The organism is Pelomonas lactea, from assembly GCF_043555885.1.
GTDB classification, from domain to species: domain Bacteria; phylum Pseudomonadota; class Gammaproteobacteria; order Burkholderiales; family Burkholderiaceae_C; genus Pelomonas; species Pelomonas lactea.
This window is the reverse complement of sequence record NZ_JBIGHX010000001.1, coordinates 149,156-169,774: the sequence shown is the minus strand read 5'-3', so window position 1 is coordinate 169,774 and position 20,619 is coordinate 149,156. Positions and strand designations below refer to the sequence as shown.

Genomic DNA, 20,619 nt, shown 5'->3' with positions numbered 1-20,619 from the left:
TCACTACCGTCTCGGCTCGATGAAGACCCTGCCTGCCCTGACCCCGCCGCCCCGCCCGTCGCAGCCGATGACGCGGGCGTTCCGTCTCAACCAGTTCGTCGCCGCAGCCACGGTGGCCGGCGTCGTCGTGTCGGCCATCGGCCTCGCGGCGCGCGTGCAGCCGGTGATGGCCTCCGCCCAGGCGGCCGCCGCGACGACGACGCTGATCGTCAAGCTGGCCGATGCCGGCCGCGGCGAGGCGCAGCAGCAGGCCGAGCTGGCCCGCGTGCTGGCCGACACCGGCCTGCCGCTGGCGGCCGACCGCCCGCTGGGCTCCGGCTGGTGGCGCGTGCAGGCGCCGGCCAGCGGCCCGCAGGCCACGGCCTGGCTGGCCCGCCTGCGCGCCGACAAGCGCCTGGCCCACGCCATGCCCGACCTGCACGAGCAGCGCGCAGCCGTGCCCAGCGACTCGCTGTTCCGCGCCACCGACCCGGCCAACGCGCAGTGGTGGCTGGACGACCAGAGCGACACCGGCAACGCCGCCGCCGCCAACTTCACGAAGGCCTGGGACACGACCAAGGGCTCGGCCGCGCCCGTCATCGCCGTGCTGGACACCGGCGTCACGTCGCACGCCGACCTCAACACCAACCTGCTGCCGGGCTACAACTTCGTCAGCAAGCCCGAGTACGCGAACAACGGCGGCACCGGCCGCAGCGCCGGCGCCAACGACCCCGGCGACGCGCTGACGCAGGCCGAGTTCAACGCCAACACGGCGTTGTGGGACGGCTGCGTGGTGCGACCCAAGAGCAGCTGGCACGGCACGCTGGTGGCCGGGCAGCTGGGCGCCGTGACCAACAACGCCAACGGCGTGGCGGGCATCAACTGGAACGCACGCATCCTGCCGGTGCGCGTGTCGGGCAAGTGCGGCGCCTCGGTGGCCGACATGGTGGACGGCATGCGCTGGGCCGCGGGCCTGGCGGTGTCCGGCGTGCCGGCCAACCCCAACCCGGCCAAGGTGCTGGTCATCGGCTTCGCCAGCGTGCAGGGCACGTCGTGCAGCCTGACCGACGCCAAGCCCGAGGTGGCCGCCGCCGCGCGGCTGTACGCCGACGCGATCACCGAGCTGCGCAACCTGGGCGTGTTCATCGTGGCCGCGGCGGGCAACGAGGGCAAGGCCGTCGCGCGGCCGGCCAACTGCGCCGGGGTGTTCGCCGTGGCTGCCACCAACCGCCAGGGCTTCAAGGCCATCTACTCCAACCACGGCACGCAGGTGCAGCTGTCCGCGCCCGGTGGCGACGCCAACAACGGCGCCAGTTGCGACGCCGACCTGGCGGACACCGGCATCGTGTCGACGACCAACAGCGGCACCACCGGCCCGTCCACGGCGGGCTATGGCGCCGTCAGCGGCACCAGCTTCGCCGCGCCGCAGGTGGCGGGCGCGGCCGCGCTGATGTGGTCCGCCAACCCGGCGCTGACGCTGGCGCAGGTCGAGACCGGCCTGAAGGCCAGTGCCCGCCCGCATGTGACGGCCTATGCGCTGGGCTACTGCCCGGCCACGTCCGTGCTGGCGCAGCGCTGCACACTGAACGCGACGACCGGCGGCGCCGGCCTGCTGGACGCGGCCGAGGCCGTCAGGTACGCGCTGACACCGACGACCTACACGGCGCCCACGCGCAGCACGCTGGGCCTGCAGAGCGCGGCGCTGAGCCGCTGCGGCACGCTGCAGGGCAACACCGCCATCCCGGTGCCGCCGGCGCCCGCGCCGGCCCCGACGCCGGCTCCCACGCCCGCTCCGACACCGGCTCCCACACCATCGCCTGCACCGGCGCCTTCTGGTGGCGGTGGTGGTGCGGCCTCCGCCGTCTGGCTGGCCGGGCTGGCCGTGGGCGCACTGGCATTGCGGCGCCGCCGGCCGGACTGAGCCCGGCCCGGGCCGCGGTGCGGCCCATGCAAAACGGCCTGGGCACGAAGCGCGCGATGTGCGCACTCCGTGCCCAGGCCGTTCAGTTCTTCAGGGTGGCGGTCGCCATCCCAGGCCCGGTCCACGGGCCGACGGGCGCCATCGCGGCGCCCGGCTGTCTTCAGGCGCCGATGGCGTTGGCGGCGGCGCGGCGCGCCAGGAAGTCGCCGAATTGGGCCACCAGGGCAACCACCGAGAAGGCCAGCGTGACGTAGAGCAGTTCCATTTCTTTCCCTTTGTGCTTTGATGATGCAGCGCCAGTTTAAGGGTTTGCACTATGGTGTCAAGGGTTAACCCTAGATCTTTGGGGGTGCAATATGGGTGTCACAACAGGGTGCGCCTGCTCTCCTATGTCAACTGCGTATAGGTGAAGCGAAAGAAACGATATTTAGGAACTAGCTGCCCCTCCTAAGCTTTGCATCGTTTTTGAAACGACTGCTGAGCTCATGCGAATCACGAAGCTGACGACCTACCGCGTTCCGCCGCGGTGGATGTTCCTGAAGATCGAGACCGACGAAGGCGTCGTCGGCTGGGGGGAGCCGGTCATCGAAGGCCGCGCCCGCACTGTCGAGGCGGCCGTGCATGAGCTGTCGGACTATTTGGTGGGCCAGGACCCGTCCCGCATCAACGACCTGTGGCAGGTCATGTACCGCGCGGGCTTCTACCGCGGCGGCCCCATCCTGATGAGCGCCATCGCCGGCATCGACCAGGCGCTGTGGGACATCAAGGGCAAGGTCATGAACCAGCCCGTCTACGAGCTGCTGGGCGGCCTGGTGCGCGACAAGATGAAGGTGTACTCCTGGGTCGGCGGCGACCGCCCGGCGGACATCATCCGTGACATCAAGCGCCTGCGCGAAGGCGGCTTCGACACCTTCAAGATGAACGGCACCGAGGAACTCGGCATCGTCGACAGCGCGCGCAAGGTGGACGAGGCGGTGGCCCGCATCGCCGAGATCCGCGCGGCCTTCGGCCATGACATCGAGTTCGGCATCGACTTCCACGGCCGCGTGGCCGCGCCGATGGCCAAGCCGCTGCTGAAGGCGCTGGAGCCGTACCGCCCGCTGTTCGTCGAGGAGCCGGTGCTGGCCGAGCAGGCCGAGTACTACCCGCGCTTGGCCGAGCAGACCGCCATTCCGCTGGCGGCCGGCGAGCGCATGTTCTCGCGCTTCGACTTCAAGCGCGTGTTCCAGGCCGGCGGCATCTCCATCGTGCAGCCCGACCTGTCGCACGCCGGCGGCATCACCGAGTGCTTCAAGATCGCCGGCATGGCCGAGGCGCACGACGTGGCGTTTGCGCCGCACTGCCCGCTGGGCCCGGTGGCGCTGGCGTCCTGCCTGGCGGTGGACTTCGTGTCCCACAACGCCGTGCTGCAGGAGCAGAGCATGGGCATCCACTACAACAAGGGTGCCGAGCTGCTGGACTTCGTGAAGAACAAGGACGACTTCCGCATCGAGGACGGCTTCATCAACCCGCTGCGCAAGCCGGGCCTGGGTGTCGAGATCGACGAGGAACGCGTTGTCGAGGCCAGCAAGAACCCGCCCGACTGGCGCAATCCGGTCTGGCGCCACGCTGACGGCAGCGTCGCCGAATGGTGATGAGCGCAGCCAAGCTCATTGCGCTCGACTGGGGCAGCACGCGGCTGCGTGCCTTCCTGCTGGGCGACGGCGGCGAAGTGCTGCAGACGCGCCAGTCCAACGACGGTGCAGCCACGCTAAAAGGGGCCGACGCCTACGCCGCGGCGCTGGCCGCGCTGGTGGGCGACTGGCGCGCCGAGCACCCGGCGCTGAAGCTGCTGGCCTGCGGCATGGTGGGCAGCCAGTACGGCTGGCGCGAGGCGCCCTATGTGCGCTGCCCGGCCGACGCGGCGGCGCTGGCGGCGCAACTGCTGACGCTGGATGACCAGCTCGGCATCGTGCCCGGCCTCGTCGACGACGCGGCGCAGCCCGACGTGATGCGCGGCGAGGAGACGCAGATCGTCGGCGCGCTGGCGCTGCATCCCGAGCTGGCTGAAGAAGCCTGCCTCGTGCTGCCCGGCACGCATTCCAAGTGGGCGCGCGTGAAGGCCGGCCGCGTGACGGGCTTTGCCACGCACATGACCGGCGAGCTGTTCGCGCTGCTGCGCCAGCACTCGGTGCTGAACCGCCTGATGCCGGCCGACGGCAGCTCGCCGGCGTCGCCCGAGGCCTTCCTGAAGGGCGTGGAAGCCGCGAAGGAAGACGGCGGTCTCGGCCACCAGCTGTTCGCCGTGCGCACGCTGGGCCTGTTCAAGCAGCTGTCTGCCGAGCAGCTGCCCGACTACCTGTCCGGCCTGCTGATCGGCCACGAGCTGGCGAGCGAGCTGAAGGGCGATGTGCCCCGCGTGGCGCTCATCGGCGACCCCGCGCTGTGCGCCCGCTACGCGCTGGCGCTGACGCACCTGGGCCAGCCCGCGCCGCTGCTGCTGGACAACACCGCGCCGGCCGGCCTGTGGGCGCTGGCGCAAACGACGAGTCTGATCTGACATGCTGGACCAAGCCCTGCAACACCTGCCCCTCGTCGCCATCCTGCGCGGCGTCAAGCCCGAGGAGGTGGAGGCGATTGCCGACGCCGTCTATGCCGAGGGCTTTCGCGTCATCGAGGTGCCGCTGAACTCGCCCGACGCGCTGGACTCCATTGCCCGCCTGGCGCGCCGCATGCCGGCGGACGCCGTCGTCGGCGCCGGCACCGTGCTGAGCGTGCAGGCCGTGGCCGACGTGCAGGCCGCGGGCGGCCGCGTCATCGTCATGCCGCATGCCGACGTGGACGTCATCCGTGCAGCCAAGGCTCGTGGCCTGTTCTGCGTGCCCGGCGCGGCGACGCCGACGGAGGCCTTCGCGGCGGTGAACGCCGGCGCCGATGCGGTCAAGCTGTTCCCGGCCGAGCTCATCACGCCCACCATCGTGAAGGCCATGCGCGCGGTGCTGCCCAAGACCCTGAAGCTGCTGCCCGTGGGCGGCATCACGCCGGACAACATGGGCCCGTACGTCAAGGCTGGCGCGGCCGGCTTCGGGCTGGGCTCGGCGCTGTATGCCCCGGGCCTGACGGCGGCCGAAGTCGCCCAGCGCGCCAAAGCGTTCGCCCAAGGCTGGCGCGCGCTCTAAGAAAAAAGCAACACCTGGAGACCGCATGTTCTGCATCCGTCCGCTGACCGCGGCGCTGCTGCTGGGGGCGCTCGCCTCCGCGGCCGGCGCCGACACGCTGCTCAAGCTCGACGCCCGCGCCGCCGTGCCGGCGCCGACGACCGGCTACCTGAAGCTGGGCACCGCCACGTCGCCCAAGGGCGAGACGTTGGCCGCCAACAGCCAGTACCTGCTGAAGGACGGCAAGCCCTGGCTGCCGGTCATGGGCGAGTACCACTTCACGCGCGCGCCGGCCTCGCAGTGGGCCGACCAGCTGCGCCTGATGAAGGCCGCGGGTCTGGACGTCGTGGCGACTTATGTGTTCTGGAACCACCACGAGGAACGGCCCGGTGCGTTCAACTGGCGCGGCAACCACGACCTGCGCCGCTTCGTGCAGCTGGCGCAGGCGGCGGGGCTGAAAGTGGTTGTGCGCCTGGGCCCGTGGTGCCACGGCGAGGTGCGCTACGGCGGCATCCCCGACTGGGTGGTGGACGCCATGCCCACGCGCGGCAACGACCCCGAGTACATGGCGCTGGTGGACCGGCTCTACGGCCAGATCGGCAGGCAGATCCAGGGCCTGCTGTGGAAGGACGGCGGCCCCGTCATCGGCGTGCAGCTGGAGAACGAATACAACCTGCGCGGCCCCGGCCGCGGCGAGGAGCACATCAGTGCGCTGAAGAAGCTCGCGCTGAAGGCCGGCATGGACGTGCCCCTGTACACCGTGACCGGCTGGGATGGCGCCGTCTACCCGTCGGGCGAGGTCATGCCGGTGTTCGGCGGCTACCCGGACGAGCCCTGGGCGACCAGCACGAAGGAGCTGCCACCGAAGGAGACGCACGCGTTCCGCTTCAACACCCGCGTCAGCGGCGACCTCGGTGCGCAGACCAAGTCCCACGGGGCCGGCACTGCCGAGACCGACAAGGACAAGGTGCCCTTCTTCGGCGCCGAGTACGGCCCCGGCCTGCCGGCCATGTACCGCCGCCGCACACTGGTGTCGCCGGACGACATCGCCGCCATGCTGCCGGTGCAGATCGGCTCGGGCGTGAACCTGCTGGGCTATTACATGTTCCACGGCGGCCGCAATCCGGTCGGCGCGGGCGGCACGGGCCTGGAGGAGAGCTCCTTGAGCGGCGGCTACAACGACACGCCGCGCATCAACTACGACTTCCAGGCGCCGCTGGGCCCGGACGGCCAACAGCGCGAGGTGCTGACCCGGCTGCGCCCGTTCCACTATTTCCTGCGCGACCACGGTGCCCAACTCGCGACGATGACCGTGCGCCAGCCGGAGCGCTCACCCGCCGACCCGGCCGACCTGCAGACGCCGCGCTGGGCCGTGCGCGCCAACGGCGACAGCGCCTTCCTGTTCGTCAACAACCATGTGCGCCAGTACGCCATGCCGGCGCAGATCGGCGTGCGCTTCGAGGTGCAGCTGCCGGGCGGCGCCGTCACGCTGCCGTCCAAGCCGGTGGACATTCCCAACGGCGCCTACTTCGTCTGGCCCGTCAATCTGGACCTGGACGGCGTGAAGCTGCGCTACGCCGCAGCCCAGCCGGTCGCGCGCGTGGATGCCGGTGCGCAGGGCATCGTGCATGTATTCGCGGCCACGGCCGGCGTGGAGGCCGAGTTCGCGCTGCCCGACGGCCTGAAGACGCTGAAGCCCGACGCGACGCAGCTGCAGCGCCTGGGCACCGGCGCCAACGGCCGCGCCGTCAGCGTGCTGCTGCTGGCGCCCGAGCAACTGGCCCAGCTGAACGTGCTGGAGCTGGCCGGCCAGCGCCGGCTGGTGTTCTCCGAACAACAGGCCTGGGTGGCCGACGGCCGCCTGCAACTGCGCGGCGTGGGCCCGCAGCCGCTGCGCGCCGCCGTGTTCCCCGCGCTCACCAAGCCGGCTGCCGCCGGCCTGAAGGTGTCGCAGGACGGCGTGCTGCAGCGCCTGGACGTGGCCGGCGACCCCGCCCAGCCCGCGCTGCACATCACCGCCACGCGCCCGGCCGGCATGGCGCCCAAGGTGCTCAAGGGCGGCCTGGCCGGTGCGGCCGTGCAGCCCATCCCCGAGGCGTTCGCCACGGCGGCGACGTGGTCGCTGCAACTGCCCGCCCAGCTGCCTCGCGCAGAGGACGTGCTGCTGGAGCTGGACTTCGTCGGTGACATCGGCCGCGTGTTCGCCGGCACGACGATGCTGGACGACTGGTACTACAACGGCCAGCGCTGGCAGATCGGCCTGAAGCAGTTCGGCCTGAAGCCCGGCGCCGAGCTGCGCTTGAGCGTGCTGCCGCTGCGCGCCGACGCGCCCGTCTACATCGACGCCGCCCACCGCCCGGCGTTCGCGGCCGGCCAGACGCAGGTGGCCGAATTGCGCGGCGCCCGCCTGTTGACGGTGCGCCGGGTCGCTATCGCGCCGTGACCTATACGGATTTCGGATAGTTAAGACCTGATATTCGATTAGTACGGAATGAAACAGATCCGTAACTTACGGGCTGCCGGACGCTGAGCCGGCAGGGGCCTCAAGAGCCCACCAACTACAAAACCCCGGAGATTGCATGTCCCGCCGACACCCCCACCCGTCCCGCCACCGCCTCGCCCTGGCCGCCAGCGTGCTGTTCGCCGCCCCGGCCTGGGCGCAGCAGGCGCCTGCCGCCCCGGCCAGCGAATCGCTGGAGACCGTCGTCGTCACCGGCATCAAGGCCAGCCTGACCAAGGCGCAGGACCTCAAGCGCAACGCCGACCAGATCGTCGACTCCATCGTCGCCGACGACATCGGCAAGCTGCCGGACGCCAACGTCGCCGAGGCGCTGCAGCGCATCGCCGGCGTGCAGATCTCGCGCAACCGCGGCGAGGGCGACCGCGTGCAGGTGCGCGGACTCTCCCAGACCCAGACGCTGCTGAATGGTCGCTCCATCTTCACCGCCGGCAAGGAGCGCGGCCTGTCCTTCCAGGACGTGCCCGCCGAGCTGCTGGCCGGTGCCGACGTTTACAAGACCCCCACGGCCGACCAGGTGGAGGGCGGCATCGCCGGCCTCATCGACCTGCGCACCCGCAAGCCGTTCGACTTCACCGGCGCCAAGGTCGCCGCGACGGTCAAGGACACCTTTGCCGACCTCGCCCGCAAGAACAAGTTCGAGGGTTCGGTGCTGGCCAGCAACCGCTGGGACCTGGGCGGCGGCCAGCAGTTCGGCGCCCTCGTCAGCCTCGCCAAGCAAAAGCGCGCCTACCGCGCCGACACGCAGGAGCTGGGCGCGCCGGCGCAACTGGCCGACGGCTCCGGCCCGTTTGCGCCCACCGGTGTGTGGAACGCCTACGAGTTCGGCACGCGTGACCGCACCGGCGTGACCGCGGCGCTGCAGTTCCGCCCCGACCGCGACACCGAGTACGCGCTGGACGTGCACCACACGCGCCTGAAGACGCAGACCGACACCTACGGCTTCTTCGGCTCGCCGTTCTGGGCCAACTGGACCGCCGCCACCAACCTCGGCGCGCTGTGGCCCAACGGTGCCGTCACGAAGGACGCCAATGGCAACCTGGCCAGCGGCAAGTTCTGGGGCGCCAGCATGAGCACGTCGGCCTTCGTCGCCGACAACGACACCAAGACCACGCAGGCCGCCGTCAGCGGCAAGTGGAAGCTGCAGGACTGGACGGTCAAGTCCGAGCTGGGCCACACCCAGAGCGACTTCAGCCGCATCTACCAGGAAGCCCGCCTGGGCGTGTGGACCAACAACCCCGGTTTCGGCTTCGACCTGACGACCGAGCTGCCGTCCGCCTACCCGGTGCTGGCCGGCGCCGCCGACCTGACGACGCCGTCGCAGTACTGGGCCGACAAGGCGCTGTACTTCAAGCAGGAGAACACCGGCAAGGAAACCACCTTCCGCCTGGACGGCGACCGCCGCCTGGACGGCGTGCTGGCGCGCGTGCGCACGGGCCTGCGCCTGTCGGACCGCCAGGCCACCAGCGCCGAGATCAACACCATCGACAACCTGTGGAGCGCCACCGCCACGGGCCCGGTCGCGGGCGCCGCGCCGGCACTGGCCGCCAAGATCGGCGTCATCGGCCATGACGACCTGCTGAAGACCGCCGGCGCCGGCAACACGCCGCGCCAGTGGCTGTCGATCAACGACCTGGCCTGGCTGCGCGACCCCGCCACCGCCCGCGCCGCGATGGGCCTGACCGTGCCGGCCTTCGACGCCGCGCAGACGTTCGACTACCGCGAGAAGACGCAAGCCGCCTACGGCGTGGCCGACTTCGACAGCGAGCTGGCCGGCCTGCCGCTGTCCGGCAACGTCGGCCTGCGCTACGTGCGCACCCAGGGCGAGCGCCGCTACACCACGGCCGCCGGCACGCCCACCACGCTGAAGACCAGCGACAACGAGTGGCTGCCCAGCCTGAACGCGCGGCTGGACCTGACGGACAAGCTGGTGGCCCGCTTCGGCGCGTCCAAGGTCGTCACGCAGCCCAACTTCGACCAGCTGACGCCGTCGCTCAGCCTCAACGCCAACGACCGCACCGGCTACCTCGGCAACCCGACGCTGGGCGCACTGCATGCCCGCCAGCTGGACCTGTCGCTCGAGTACTACCTGAACAAGAGCGACCACGTCTACGGCGCCGTCTTCCACAAGCGCGTGGACGGCTTCCTGCAGACCGCGACGCAGAGCCTGGTCTACCAGGGCACCACCTACACCGTCTCCACGCCCGCCAACGGCGAGGACGGCAGCGTCAAGGGCATCGAGGTGGGCTACCAGGCCTTCTTCACCAGCCTGCCCGGCGCGCTGCGTGGCCTGGGCCTGCAGGCGAACTACACCTACGTCGACAGCTCGGCGCCCGGCCCCATCAATGGCCAGAAGACGCAGCTGGAAGGCCTCTCGCGCAACAGCTACAACCTGGTGGGCATGTACGACTACGAGCAGTTCGCGCTGCGCCTGGCCTACAACTACCGCAGCAAGTACCTGGCCGGCGTCAGCAACTACTACCCCAGCAACGGCACCGTCATCGCGCAGACGCCGATCACGATCAAGGGCTACGGCATGCTGGATGCCTACGCCAGCTGGGCCATCACGCCGCAGTTGAAGCTCGCCGTCGAGGCCAACAACCTGACGCGCACGGTGCGCCGCAGCACTTACGGCGTGGGCGACCTGGCCCGTGGCGCGTATGCGGACGACCGCCGCTACGCCGTCAGCCTGCATCTGGATCTGTGATGCAGTCAGGCGGCGAACTCGACCTGGCGCTGCCGTTCGGCGCCACCCTCGGCGAAGGCCTGCTGTGGCAGGGCGGTCGCTGGTGGTGGACCGACATCGAGTCGGCCACGCTGCATGCGTGGCGGCCCGGTGCGGCAGCACCCGAGTCCTGCCGCCTGCCGGACCGGTTGGGCAGCTTTGCGCACACCCGCTCCGGCCGCGTGCTGCTGGGGCTGGCCAAGCGCATCTGCATCGCCACGCTGGGGGACAACCTGGCGTTGATGCAGCTGCAGACGCTGGTGCCGGTGGACGCCGCCGAGCCGCGCACCCGCATCAACGACGGACGCACCGACCGGCGCGGCTACTTCGTGTTCGGCACGCTGAACGAGGCGAAGGAAAAGCGGCCCATCGCCAGCTTCTACCAGTTCTCGCTGCAGCACGGCCTGCGCCGGCTGGCGCTGCCGGCGGTGGCCATCGCCAACAGCATCTGCTTCAGCCTGGACGGCCGCACGATGTACTTCTGCGACTCGCTGAGCCAGCGCATCCAGCAATGCGACTATGACGCCGAGACGGCGCAGGTCGACAACGTGCGCCTGTTCACGCCGATGGACCGCCCCGACGCCTGGCCCGACGGCTCGGTCATTGACGCCGAGGGCTGCCTGTGGAACGCGCAGTGGGGCGCCGGCCGTGTGGCACGCTACGACCCCACCGGTCAGTTGATGGGCGCCTGGCACGCCCCGGCTGCCCACACCAGCTGCCCCGCCATCGGCGGCGAGGATGCCGACCAGCTGATGCTCACCACCGCCCGCGCCGAGCTGGGCCGCGACGCGCTGATGGCGCAGCCGCTGTCCGGCAGCCTGTTCGGGCTGCGCCTGCCCCAGGCGCTGGGTGTTGAAGACACTTTGTTCCAAGACTAAGGAGACACGACCATGAAGATGCAACGACGCGCGCTCACGCTGGCCCTGCTGGCCACGCCTTTTGCGCTGCAGGCCGCCGAACCGGTGAAGGTCGGCTTCCTCGTCAAGCAGGCCGAGGAGCCCTGGTTCCAGGACGAATGGAAGTTCGCTGAACAGGCGGCCAAGGAGAAGGGCTTCACGCTCGTGAAGATCGGCATCCCCAACGGCGAGAAGACGCTGGCCGCCATCGACAACCTGGCCGCGCAGAAGGCCGTCGGCTTCGTCATCTGCGCGCCCGACGTGAAGCTGGGCGTGGCCATCAACCGTGCCGCCAAGCGCCACAACCTGAAGGTCATGTCGGTCGACGACCAGCTCGTCGACGGCGCCGGCAAGCCCATCGCCGACATCCCGCACATGGGCATCTCGGGCTACGAGATCGGCAAGCAGGTCGGCGCCGGGCTGCTGGCCGAGATCAAGGCCCGGGGCTGGAAGCTCGACGAGGTCGGCGTGCTGCGCGTGGCCTACGACCAGCTGCCCACCGGCCGTGACCGCACCATGGGTGCTGCCGATGCGCTGAAGGCGGCCGGCATGCCCGCCGCCAACATCATCGACGCGCCGCAGGCCAAGACCGACACCGAGAGCGCCTTCAACGCCGCCAACATCGCCTTCACGAAGAACGCCAAGTTCAAGAAGTGGGTCGCCTTCGGCCTGAACGACGAAGCCGCGCTGGGTGCCGTGCGTGCCGGCGAGGGCCGCGGCATCAAGGCCGACGCGATGCTGGCCATCGGCATCGGCGGCAGCCAGACGGCGCTCAACGAGTTCACCAAGCCCACCGCCACCGGCTTCTTCGGCACCGTGCTGATCAGCCCGAAGCGCCACGGCTACGAGACGGCCGTTGCCGTCTTCGAGTGGGCCACCAAGGGCAAGACGCCGCCCGCGGTCACGCTGACCAGCGGCGTGCTGATGACCCGCCAGAACCAAGCGGACATCCGCAAGCAAATGGGTTTGTGATGGCGTCCCTGCAGTTCGACAACATCAGCAAGGTCTTCCCCGGCGTCAAGGCGCTGAACGGGGTGAGCTTCGAGGCGCGCCCGGGCCAGGTCATGGGCCTGCTGGGCGAGAACGGCGCCGGCAAGAGCACGCTGCTGAAGATCCTGGGCGGCCAGTACAAGCCCGACGGCGGCCGCCTCGTGGTGGACGGCCAGGAGCGCCACTTCGGTTCAGCCGGCGATGCCATCGCGGCCGGCGTGGCCATCATCCACCAGGAGCTGCAGTACGTGGCCGAGCTGACCGTGGCCGAGAACGTGCTGCTGGGCCGCCTGCCCACGCGCTTCGGCCTCGTCGACCACAAGGCCGCCCGCAAGAGGGTGGCCGAGCAGCTGGCCAACATCGGCGTGGACCTGGACCCGGCGTCGCGCCTGTCCGACCTGTCGATCGCGCAGCGCCAGATGGTGGAGATCTGCAAGGCCGTCATGCAGGACGCCAAGGTCATTGCCTTCGACGAACCCACCAGCAGCCTGTCGCATCGCGAGACAGAAATCCTGTTCCGCCTCGTCAAGCGCCTGCGTTCCGAGGGCCGCACGCTGATCTACATCTCGCACCGGCTGGAAGAGCTGTACGAGCTGTGCGATGCCTGCACCATCTTCCGCGACGGCCGCAAGATCGTCACGCATGACGTGATGGCCGACGTGCCGCGGGACCGCCTCATCAGCGACATGGTGGGCCGCGAGGTGAAGGACATCTACGACTACCGCGAGCGCCAGCATGGCCCCATCCGGCTGGAGGCGCGCGGCCTGTACGGCGACGAGCTGGCGGAGCCGCTGAGCTTCTCGGTGCGCGGCGGCGAGGTGCTGGGCTTCTTCGGCCTGGTGGGCGCCGGCCGCAGCGAGCTGATGCGCCTGCTGTACGGCGCCGACCCGCGCCGCGCCGGCACCGTGCTGCTGGACGGCCAGCCCGTCGACGCGGGCAGCCCTGCCGACGCCATCGCCGCCGGCATCGTGCTGTGCCCGGAGGACCGCAAGGAGCAGGGCATCCTGGCTCACTCGTCGGTGGCCGAGAACATCAACATCAGTTGCCGCCGCCACGGCCTTGCCGCCGGCGTGTTCCTGCGCCACGGCCAGGAGGCGCAGCGCGCCGACGACTTCATCAAGAAGCTGCGCATCAAGACGCCCAACCGCGAGCAGGAGATCCGCCTGCTGTCGGGCGGCAACCAGCAGAAGGTCATCCTGGCGCGCTGGCTGGCCGAGCCGGGCCTGAAGGTGCTCATCCTCGACGAGCCGACGCGCGGCATCGACGTGGGCGCCAAGAACGAGATCTACAAGATCATCCACGACGTCGCGGCTGCGGGCTGCTGCGTCATCGTCATCTCCAGCGAACTGCCCGAGGTGCTGGGCATCTCCGACCGCCTCATCGTCATGCGCGACGGCCGCATCAGCGGCGAGCTGGACCGCGCCAACGCCAGCGAGACCGCCGCGCTCGCGCTGGCCCTGCCTGACGGAGCGCCTGCCGCGCCCCTGCACTAAGGGAAGCTGTGAACGAACCCCACGCACCCGCTCATCCCGCCGCAACGCCGCCACTCGGCGTTGCAAATGCTCGCCGCAGCACACGCTGCGTCTCCGCTTTGCGCCTTGATTGGCGCCGCCGCGACGGTCTGCTCGGCCGCGCGGGATTCATTCGCAGCTTCCTATGAACACGACCACCCAAACGACCCCTGCGTCGCCCCGCCCCGCCATGAACACCACCTCCCGCGCCCTGCTCAAGGAGCACAGCATGACGCTGGGCTACGCCCTGCTGTTCGTCGTGCTGGCGCTGACGGTCGAGAACTTCTTCTCCGGCGCCAACATCGTCGGCCTGCTGTTGTCGGTCGCGCAGATCGGCATGGTGGCCTGCACCATGATGCTGTGCCTGGCCTCGCGGGACTTCGACCTCTCCGTCGGCTCCACCATCGCCTTCGCCGGCGTGCTGGGCGCGATGGTGCTGGAGCGCACCGGCAGCGTGGGCCTGGCCATCGGCGGCGGGCTGCTGGCCGGCGCGCTGATCGGCGCGGGCAACGGCGTGCTGATCGCCTACCTGCGCGTCAACGCGCTGATCGCCACGCTGGCGACGATGCTGATGGTGCGCGGCCTCGCGTTCATCGCGTCGCAGGGCCAGGCCGTGGGCATTGCGGACGAGCGCTTCTTCGCCTTCGGCGACACCGTCGTGCTGGGCCTGCCGCTGCCGATCTGGATGACGGTGGTGTGCTTCGTCATCTTCGGCGTGCTGCTCAACCACACGGTGTTCGGCCGCAACTCGCTGGCCATCGGCGGCAACCCCGAGGCCGCGCGCCTGGCGGGCGTGCGCGTCGAGCGGCTGCGTGTGTGGATCTTCCTGCTGCAGGGTGTCGTTGCGGCGCTGGCCGGCCTGATCCTGTCGGCCCGCATCACCAGCGGCCAGCCCAACGCGGCCACCGGCTTCGAGCTGGACGTCATCTCCGCCTGCGTGCTGGGCGGCGTGTCGCTGGCCGGCGGCAAGGCGCGCATCTTCGGCGTCGTCATCGGCGTGCTCATCATGGGCACGGTCGAGAACGTCATGAATTTGTTGAACGTCGATGCGTTCTACCAGTACCTCGTGCGCGGCCTGATCCTGCTGGCCGCCGTCCTTCTCGACCAACTGAAGACCCGCGGTGAGCGCCGTTCATAACGTGAAGCCCCTCGCCCAAGGCAAGCCTTGGTCGGTCCCCCGAGGGGACGGCGATGCTCGCGGGGCGTGCCCCGCTCGCACATCGCCAGACGGGCCGGCTTGGGAGCGGCCCGGCGCTCGGCCCGCGATAAACCACTGAGATGTCTATGCAACGTCGTACCCTGCTGGCCGCCGCGCTGGCCAGTGCGCTGCCGGTAGCCCACGCCGCCAAGGCGCCGCTGCTGGCCGGTGGCGACATCTCCGCGCTGACGTGGATGGAGCGTGCCGGTGCGGTCTACCGTGACCGCGACGGCAAGCCCGGCGACTGCCTGGCCATCCTGAAGCGCTACGGCCACAACATCGTGCGCATCCGGCTGTACGACCGCACCGGCTCCGGCACGGGCGCGGACGGCTGGTACTGGCCCGAGGGCTCGATGGACCTGCCCGATGTGCTGTCGCTCGCGCGCCGCGCCAAGGCGCATGGCCTGCAGATCCAGTTCAGCTTCCACTACAGCGACTTCTGGACCAATTCCAAGACGCAGGACCCGCCGCACGCCTGGCGCCGCGAACTCAGCAAGCTGCCCGACGATACGGCGCGTTTCGAGCGCCTGCTGGCGCTCGTCGAGCAGCGCACGAAGGAAGTGATGCAGGCGCTGGTGAACCAGGGCACGGCGCCCGAGTTCGTGTCGCTGGGCAACGAGATCGAGATGGGGATGCTCTACCCCTGGGGCCGCACCAGCGACTGGCCGCGCCTGGGTGCGCTGCTGAAGGCGGCCCATGCGGCGGTCAAGGCCGTCAGCCCGACGTCCAAGGTCGTGCTGCACCTGGACGGTGGCGGCGACGTGCCCAAGTACCGCGACTGGTTCGACAACGCGCGCGCGCAGGGCGTGCCGTGGGACGTCATCGGCCCGTCGTACTACCCGTTCTGGACGCAGAAGAACGTCGCCCAGCTGATGAGCTTCTGCGACACCATCTCGGCCCGCTACGACAGCGATCTCCTCGTCATGGAAGCCGGCTTCAACTTCGCGCCGAATCGTGCCGACGGCTGGCCCGGCCAGCTGGAGAACAACGGCCCGTACCCGGCCAGCATGAGCAGCCCCGAGGGCCAGCGCAACTTCATGGCCGAGCTGCTGGCGGCTTGCAAGGCGCATCCGCGCGTGCTGGGCGTGCTGTACTGGGACCCGATCATGATCGCCAACCGCCGCGTCGGCTGGGCGCTGAAGGAAGGCTCCGGCGAGCCTGGCCCCAACGTCGTCTCCAACACGACGCTGTTCGACTTCAAGGGCCGGGCGCTGCCCGTGCTGGACATCTGGAAGCAGTACACGCAATGAGTTCCCCGCGCTTGAAAGACAAGGTCGCCTTGGTGACCGGCGCCACCCAGGGCATCGGCAAGGCCATCGCGCGGCTGTTCGTCGCCGAGGGCGCCCAGGTCATCCTGAACGGCCTGGCCGCCGACGAGCGCCTGGGCGTTGAACTCGTGCAGGAGCTGGGCGAGGACCGCGCGCTGTTCATTGCCGCCGACATCGCCGACGAAGCCGCCGTGCAGGCCATGGCCGCGCGCGGCGCCGAGCGCTTCGGGCCGATCAGCGTGCTCATCAACAACGCCGGCATGAACGTGTTCGCCGAGCCGTTGGCGATGACCAGCGCGCAGTGGCAGCGCTGCTTCGCGGTGGACCTGGAAGGTGCGCTGCACTGCAGCCGTGCCGTGCTGCCCGGCATGCTGGCGGGCGGCGGCGGCAGCATCGTCAACGTGGCGTCGGTGCACGGCCATCGCATCATTCCCGACGCCTTCCCGTACCCGGTCGCCAAGCACGCGCTGATCGGCATGACCAAGGCGCTGGGCATTCAGTACGCGGCGCGGAACGTGCGCGTGAACTCGATCTCGCCGGGGCTGATCCTGTCGGAGCGCGTCATCGAATGGCTGGACAGCGTCACGCCCGAGGAGCGCCAGCGCCAGGTGGACCTGCTGCCGCCGAGGCGCATTGGCGAGCCCATCGAGGTGGCCTACACGGCGCTGTTCCTCGCCACCGACGAGGCGCGCTTCATCAACGCGACCGACATCCTCATCGACGGCGGCCGCTCCCAGCTCTATCACGAGTAGGCGGCATCATTCGGGCATGACCGACCCGCGCTCCGACCGCTTTGTCCGCTCCCACCTGAAGACGCGCCAGCTGGTGCTGCTGGTGGAGTTGGGGCGGCACGGGTCCATCCTGCATGCGGCGCAGGCCGCCAACCTGACGCAGCCGGCCGCGTCCAAGCTGCTGGCCGACCTGGAGCATGCGCTGGGCGTCAAGCTGTTCGAGCGGCTGCCGCGCGGCGTGGCGCCCACCTGGTATGGCGAGGTCATGATCCGCCGCGCGGGCGCCGCGCTGGCCGAGCTGGACGCCGGTCACCAGGAGGTCATGGAGCTGCTGTCGGGCCTGTCCGGCCGCGTGGCCGTGGGTTCGGTGCTGACGCCGTCTGCCACGCTGCTGCCGCGCGCCGTCGTGGCGCTCAAGGCACGCCAGCCGCGTGTGCATGTGGCCATCACGGTGGACACCAGCAAGATCCTCACGCAGCAGCTGCAGGGCGGCGAGCTGGACATGGTGATAGGCCGCGTGCTGGACAGCGAGTCCGCCGCGCAGCTGAGCTTCGAGCCGCTGACCGACGAGCCGCATGCGCTCATCGTGCGCGCCGGCCACCCGCTGGCCGGCCGCAACGATCTGAGCCTGCAGGAGCTGGCTCGCCAGAGCTGGATCCTGCCGCCCACCGGCAGCATCCTGCGCGACCGGCTCACGGCCCTGTTCCTGACCGCCGGACTGGACCAGCCGCAGCAGGCCGTCGAGACGCTGTCGCTGCCCGTCGTCACCAGCCTGCTGGCGCAGTCGGACATGGTGGTGGCGCTGCCTGAGGAGCTGGTGAAGCCCTACCTGGACGCCGGCCTGCTGACGGTGCTGGACATCGACCTGGGGCTGCGCATGGACGCCTACGGCATCGTCACGCGCCGCGGCCACCAGCTGTCGCCCGGCGCCGAGCTGATGCTGACCTGCCTGCGCGAGGAGGCGCAGCAGCGCCGCCCGGGCTGACCGGCCAGCGTTGCGTCCTACCCCGCGGCAAGCCCGGCGCTCACAGGCTGGCCGGCATCGCGCGCGCACAGTGACGACATCATTCTCGTGCGGAGCCCTGTCATGTCCACCACCGATTGCCAGCCCTGTCCGGCGGCCGAGCCGGCGGCGAAGCCGGCGTTGCTGGTCTGCGTCATCGGCACCGCCGACGCGTTGCTGCGCTACGAGCCCGACCTCGTGCCGCTGGCCCGTGCCGACGTGAGCCGCGTGGACTGGCGGCTGGACGATGACTTCGGGCAGCCGCCCGCCACCGTTGACTGGGCCGATGGCCTCATCGTGCTGAACTCCGACGTGTGGGCCGCGCCCACCGGCTGCGCGCGGCTGCAGGCACTGCTGAAGATGGCCTGGCGCTGTGGGCGTACCGTGGCGCTGTGCGGCGAGGCGGTGAACTCGCTGAGCGTGCTGGGCTTTGCGTCCGACGTGCCGGCCGAGGCCGAAGGCCTGTTCCTGTGCCCGCAGGCGCCGTGCCGCGAGACGCTGGCGGAGTTCCTGGACGCAGTGCACGAGCAGCCGCACAAACGCCGTTGACCTGTGAGCCCCTCGCCCATCTCGCCGCGCTGAACGCGGGCGAGTTGGTCGGTCCCCCGATGGGACGGCGATGCTTGCGGCATCGAGCCGCAAGCACATCGCCACGACTTGCCGGCTTGGGAGCGGCCCGGCGCTCGGCCCGAAATACGGGGATCAACCGCGGCTGTTGTCCTTGCCTGGCACAGGTGGTGCCGACTTGTTGGCCTTAGGAGCTTGCGCTGCTTCACGCGGTGCCAAGCTGCAATCCACCGGCGGCAGCTTCTCGCCCGGGTCGACGAAGGCCAGCAGCGCCGCCGGCGGCGCCAGGGCGCCGAGGGCCAGCGCGGCGACGGCCCGGCCGCCCAGCTGGCGGCCCTCCAGCGCGACGCGCGGGTCGGCCAGCGTGCCCTGCACGCGCACCGGCGCGCGCAGCGTCAGCGGCGAGAAGTCCTTGGGCCGGGCCACGACGCGCAGATCCAGCGTCTCCGAGGCGAGGCTGACGCGGCCGTCCACGTCCAGCCGGCTGTCGCGGTTGTCGACGATGGCGGTGCGCGGGCGCAGCACGCCGGTGTCGAAGCGGCCGTCCAGCCGCGCGCAGTTCAGCGGCAGGTTGCTGTCACCCTTGATGAGCAGGCCCAGGCCTTGCGCGACGTCCAGCCCGGCGGCCTCGGTCAGCAGATGCGACACGCTGCCGCTCTCCAGCCGCATCTGCAGCGGGCCGCTCAGGCTGGCCAGCAGCTCGGCCGTGCTGTGGCCGCGCCCCGTCACGTCCAGCTGGGCCTTGAGCTTGCCGGTCACGGCGTGGCGCGTCAGCGGCTTCGCGTCGGGCGCCAGCCAGCGTTCGATGGCCAGGTTGTGGACGTCCAGGCTGGCCTGCCACACCGGCGGCACCGGCCGGGTGTCCAGCCCGGCCGAGCCGGTGAGCTGCCCGCCGGCCACGCCGGCGTCCAGCCGGCTCAGCGTCAGCACGCCGTCCTGCAGCACCAGCTGGGCCTTCACGGGCGCCAGCGGCTCCAGGTTCTGCGTGCCCAGGTCGAGCTGGGTCAGCGCCACGTCCACGCGGGCGTTCATCTGGTGCAGCGCGGGCAGGTCCAGCGGGCGGTCGGGCAGCACACGGCCCGGGCGGCTGGGCGGCGCATCGGCGCCCACCGCGGGGCCCAGGTCGGCCAGCCGCAGCGGGCCACCGCTCAGCGTGCCGGTCAGCACCGGGCGACGGGGGCGCGTGTCGAACGCGTAGTGGCCGCCGAGGCGGCTGTTGCCGATGCGGGCCTTGACGTCGTCCAGCTGCCACAGCCCCGACGCATGGCGCAGGCGGCCCGCGAGGTCGAAGGCCGGCGTGCTGGGCAGCGTGATGCCGAAGGGCCGGCCCGCCGCCGCCAGCGAGCGGCCGCGGAGCTGCAGCTGGCCGTCCAGCGCGCGGGCGTCCAGCAGCGATGCGGCCGTGCCGTTGAACGTGAGCCGCTCGGGCCCCTGGCTCAGCGCGACGCGCATCGTCGCCGGCGGCGCGCTGCCGTCCGGTGGCGACAGCAGCGCCATGCCGGCGCCGGCCTCGGCGCTCAGCGTCAGCCGCTGGCCGCGCAGCTGCCCCTGGACGTCGGCCTTCCAGAGGCCGTCCGCCGCGGTGGAGAAGCGCGCGTCACCCTGCAACTGCAGCGGCGCGTCGTCCAGCTGCGCGCTGCCGTTGCGGATGACGAGCTGATCAATCTGCGGCAGCGCCGCGGGCTGCTGGGCGCTGCCGCCGGGCCGCAGCGGCCACGGTGTGCGGCCGTCGGCGTCGCGCCGCCAGGCGAGCGCCAGGCTTTCGGCCTGCACCTGGCGCAGCCGCAGCGGCGCGCCGCGGTGCCAGGCCCAGATGTCGCCCCAGCGCCAGGCCAGCAGCACCTGGTGTGCGTCGGCCAGCGTGTCGCCCTGCGCGCTGACGACGCGCAGCTGCGCGGCCTCCAGGCGCGGCCGCCAGATCAGGTGCAGCCGCGTGTCGGGATCCATGCGCAGGCCGGGGCCGCCGCGCTCGGCCAGTCGCGGGGCCAGGCCCGGCCAGCCGGCGTGGTCCAGCGCCGCGACCGCAGCCATGGCCGCGAGCGCCACCGCAGTGACGGCGAGGGCTGTGTTCTTTGTCATGGCCCGCATGCTGGGAGGCGGTGCGGGCGCCACGGGTGGGACGGTGGCCCCGGCCGCTGTAGGACGCAGCCGCCCGGCGGCACATCGCGGCGGGGG

The 20,619-nt window shown here is 70.8% G+C and carries 15 protein-coding genes; 14 read left to right on the top strand and 1 reads right to left on the bottom strand.

Annotated elements, in window-relative coordinates:
- Positions 1–19 precede the first annotated feature (19 nt).
- The 14 genes from ACG04Q_RS00715 (at position 20) to ACG04Q_RS00650 (ending at position 18,426) form a co-directional block, all read left to right on the top strand.
- Positions 20–1,900: a S8 family serine peptidase gene (locus ACG04Q_RS00715; protein ID WP_394508868.1), complete on the top strand. Its 1,881-nt coding sequence runs from the start codon at positions 20–22 to the stop codon at positions 1,898–1,900.
- Positions 1,901–2,385: 485 nt separating this feature from the next.
- Complete coding sequence (dgoD, locus tag ACG04Q_RS00710; protein WP_394508867.1) at positions 2,386–3,534, top strand: galactonate dehydratase; 1,149 nt, start codon at positions 2,386–2,388, stop codon at positions 3,532–3,534.
- Positions 3,534–4,439: a 2-dehydro-3-deoxygalactonokinase gene (locus tag ACG04Q_RS00705; protein WP_394508866.1), complete on the top strand. Its 906-nt coding sequence runs from the start codon at positions 3,534–3,536 to the stop codon at positions 4,437–4,439. The genes dgoD and ACG04Q_RS00705 overlap by 1 nt, the downstream gene beginning before the upstream one ends.
- A 1-nt stretch (position 4,440) precedes the next feature.
- Positions 4,441–5,058 (top strand): 2-dehydro-3-deoxy-6-phosphogalactonate aldolase, encoded by a 618-nt coding sequence (locus tag ACG04Q_RS00700; protein ID WP_394508865.1) that lies wholly within the window; start codon positions 4,441–4,443, stop codon positions 5,056–5,058.
- 25 nt (positions 5,059–5,083) lie between these two features.
- Complete coding sequence (locus ACG04Q_RS00695) at positions 5,084–7,480, top strand: beta-galactosidase (protein ID WP_394508864.1); 2,397 nt, start codon at positions 5,084–5,086, stop codon at positions 7,478–7,480.
- A 136-nt stretch (positions 7,481–7,616) separates the two neighbouring features.
- Positions 7,617–10,262, top strand: coding sequence for a TonB-dependent receptor (locus ACG04Q_RS00690; protein ID WP_394508863.1), 2,646 nt, complete (start codon positions 7,617–7,619; stop codon positions 10,260–10,262).
- Positions 10,262–11,158: an SMP-30/gluconolactonase/LRE family protein gene (locus ACG04Q_RS00685; RefSeq protein WP_394508862.1), complete on the top strand. Its 897-nt coding sequence runs from the start codon at positions 10,262–10,264 to the stop codon at positions 11,156–11,158. The genes ACG04Q_RS00690 and ACG04Q_RS00685 overlap by 1 nt, the downstream gene beginning before the upstream one ends.
- Positions 11,159–11,176: 18 nt before the next feature.
- Positions 11,177–12,148 (top strand): arabinose ABC transporter substrate-binding protein, encoded by a 972-nt coding sequence (locus tag ACG04Q_RS00680; protein ID WP_394509660.1) that lies wholly within the window; start codon positions 11,177–11,179, stop codon positions 12,146–12,148.
- Positions 12,145–13,659, top strand: coding sequence for an L-arabinose ABC transporter ATP-binding protein AraG (gene araG / locus ACG04Q_RS00675; RefSeq protein ID WP_394508861.1), 1,515 nt, complete (start codon positions 12,145–12,147; stop codon positions 13,657–13,659). Before ACG04Q_RS00680 ends, araG begins: the two co-directional genes overlap by 4 nt.
- A gap of 163 nt (positions 13,660–13,822) precedes the next feature.
- A complete protein-coding gene (araH, locus tag ACG04Q_RS00670) occupies positions 13,823–14,815 on the top strand; it encodes an L-arabinose ABC transporter permease AraH (protein ID WP_394508859.1) in 993 nt (330 codons plus the stop codon).
- 146 nt (positions 14,816–14,961) lie between these two features.
- Positions 14,962–16,125 carry a glycosyl hydrolase 53 family protein gene (locus tag ACG04Q_RS00665; protein ID WP_394508858.1) on the top strand — a complete coding sequence of 388 codons (1,164 nt, stop codon included), beginning with the start codon at positions 14,962–14,964 and terminating at the stop codon, positions 16,123–16,125.
- Positions 16,122–16,895 (top strand): SDR family oxidoreductase, encoded by a 774-nt coding sequence (locus tag ACG04Q_RS00660; RefSeq protein WP_394508857.1) that lies wholly within the window; start codon positions 16,122–16,124, stop codon positions 16,893–16,895. The genes ACG04Q_RS00665 and ACG04Q_RS00660 overlap by 4 nt, the downstream gene beginning before the upstream one ends.
- Positions 16,896–16,911: 16 nt before the next feature.
- A complete protein-coding gene (locus tag ACG04Q_RS00655) occupies positions 16,912–17,859 on the top strand; it encodes a LysR family transcriptional regulator (RefSeq protein ID WP_394508856.1) in 948 nt (315 codons plus the stop codon).
- A gap of 102 nt (positions 17,860–17,961) precedes the next feature.
- On the top strand, positions 17,962–18,426 hold the full coding sequence (locus tag ACG04Q_RS00650) for a hypothetical protein (protein WP_394508855.1): 465 nt from the start codon (positions 17,962–17,964) through the stop codon (positions 18,424–18,426).
- A gap of 153 nt (positions 18,427–18,579) precedes the next feature.
- Here the strand turns inward: ACG04Q_RS00650 and ACG04Q_RS00645 are convergent, their stop codons facing one another.
- Positions 18,580–20,523, bottom strand: coding sequence for an AsmA family protein (locus tag ACG04Q_RS00645; RefSeq protein ID WP_394508854.1), 1,944 nt, complete (start codon positions 20,521–20,523; stop codon positions 18,580–18,582).
- Positions 20,524–20,619 lie beyond the last annotated feature (96 nt).

Coding starts and splice junctions, on each gene's coding strand:
- ACG04Q_RS00705 (WP_394508866.1), top strand. CDS start 3,534: ATGAGCGCAGCCAAGCTCATTGCGCTCGACTGGGGCAGCACGCGGCTG.
- dgoD (WP_394508867.1), top strand. CDS start 2,386: ATGCGAATCACGAAGCTGACGACCTACCGCGTTCCGCCGCGGTGGATG.
- araH (WP_394508859.1), top strand. CDS start 13,823: ATGAACACGACCACCCAAACGACCCCTGCGTCGCCCCGCCCCGCCATG.
- ACG04Q_RS00695 (WP_394508864.1), top strand. CDS start 5,084: ATGTTCTGCATCCGTCCGCTGACCGCGGCGCTGCTGCTGGGGGCGCTC.
- ACG04Q_RS00685 (WP_394508862.1), top strand. CDS start 10,262: ATGCAGTCAGGCGGCGAACTCGACCTGGCGCTGCCGTTCGGCGCCACC.
- ACG04Q_RS00715 (WP_394508868.1), top strand. CDS start 20: ATGAAGACCCTGCCTGCCCTGACCCCGCCGCCCCGCCCGTCGCAGCCG.
- ACG04Q_RS00650 (WP_394508855.1), top strand. CDS start 17,962: ATGTCCACCACCGATTGCCAGCCCTGTCCGGCGGCCGAGCCGGCGGCG.
- ACG04Q_RS00660 (WP_394508857.1), top strand. CDS start 16,122: ATGAGTTCCCCGCGCTTGAAAGACAAGGTCGCCTTGGTGACCGGCGCC.
- ACG04Q_RS00690 (WP_394508863.1), top strand. CDS start 7,617: ATGTCCCGCCGACACCCCCACCCGTCCCGCCACCGCCTCGCCCTGGCC.
- ACG04Q_RS00680 (WP_394509660.1), top strand. CDS start 11,177: ATGCAACGACGCGCGCTCACGCTGGCCCTGCTGGCCACGCCTTTTGCG.
- ACG04Q_RS00645 (WP_394508854.1), bottom strand. CDS start 20,523: ATGACAAAGAACACAGCCCTCGCCGTCACTGCGGTGGCGCTCGCGGCC.
- ACG04Q_RS00655 (WP_394508856.1), top strand. CDS start 16,912: ATGACCGACCCGCGCTCCGACCGCTTTGTCCGCTCCCACCTGAAGACG.
- ACG04Q_RS00665 (WP_394508858.1), top strand. CDS start 14,962: ATGCAACGTCGTACCCTGCTGGCCGCCGCGCTGGCCAGTGCGCTGCCG.
- ACG04Q_RS00700 (WP_394508865.1), top strand. CDS start 4,441: ATGCTGGACCAAGCCCTGCAACACCTGCCCCTCGTCGCCATCCTGCGC.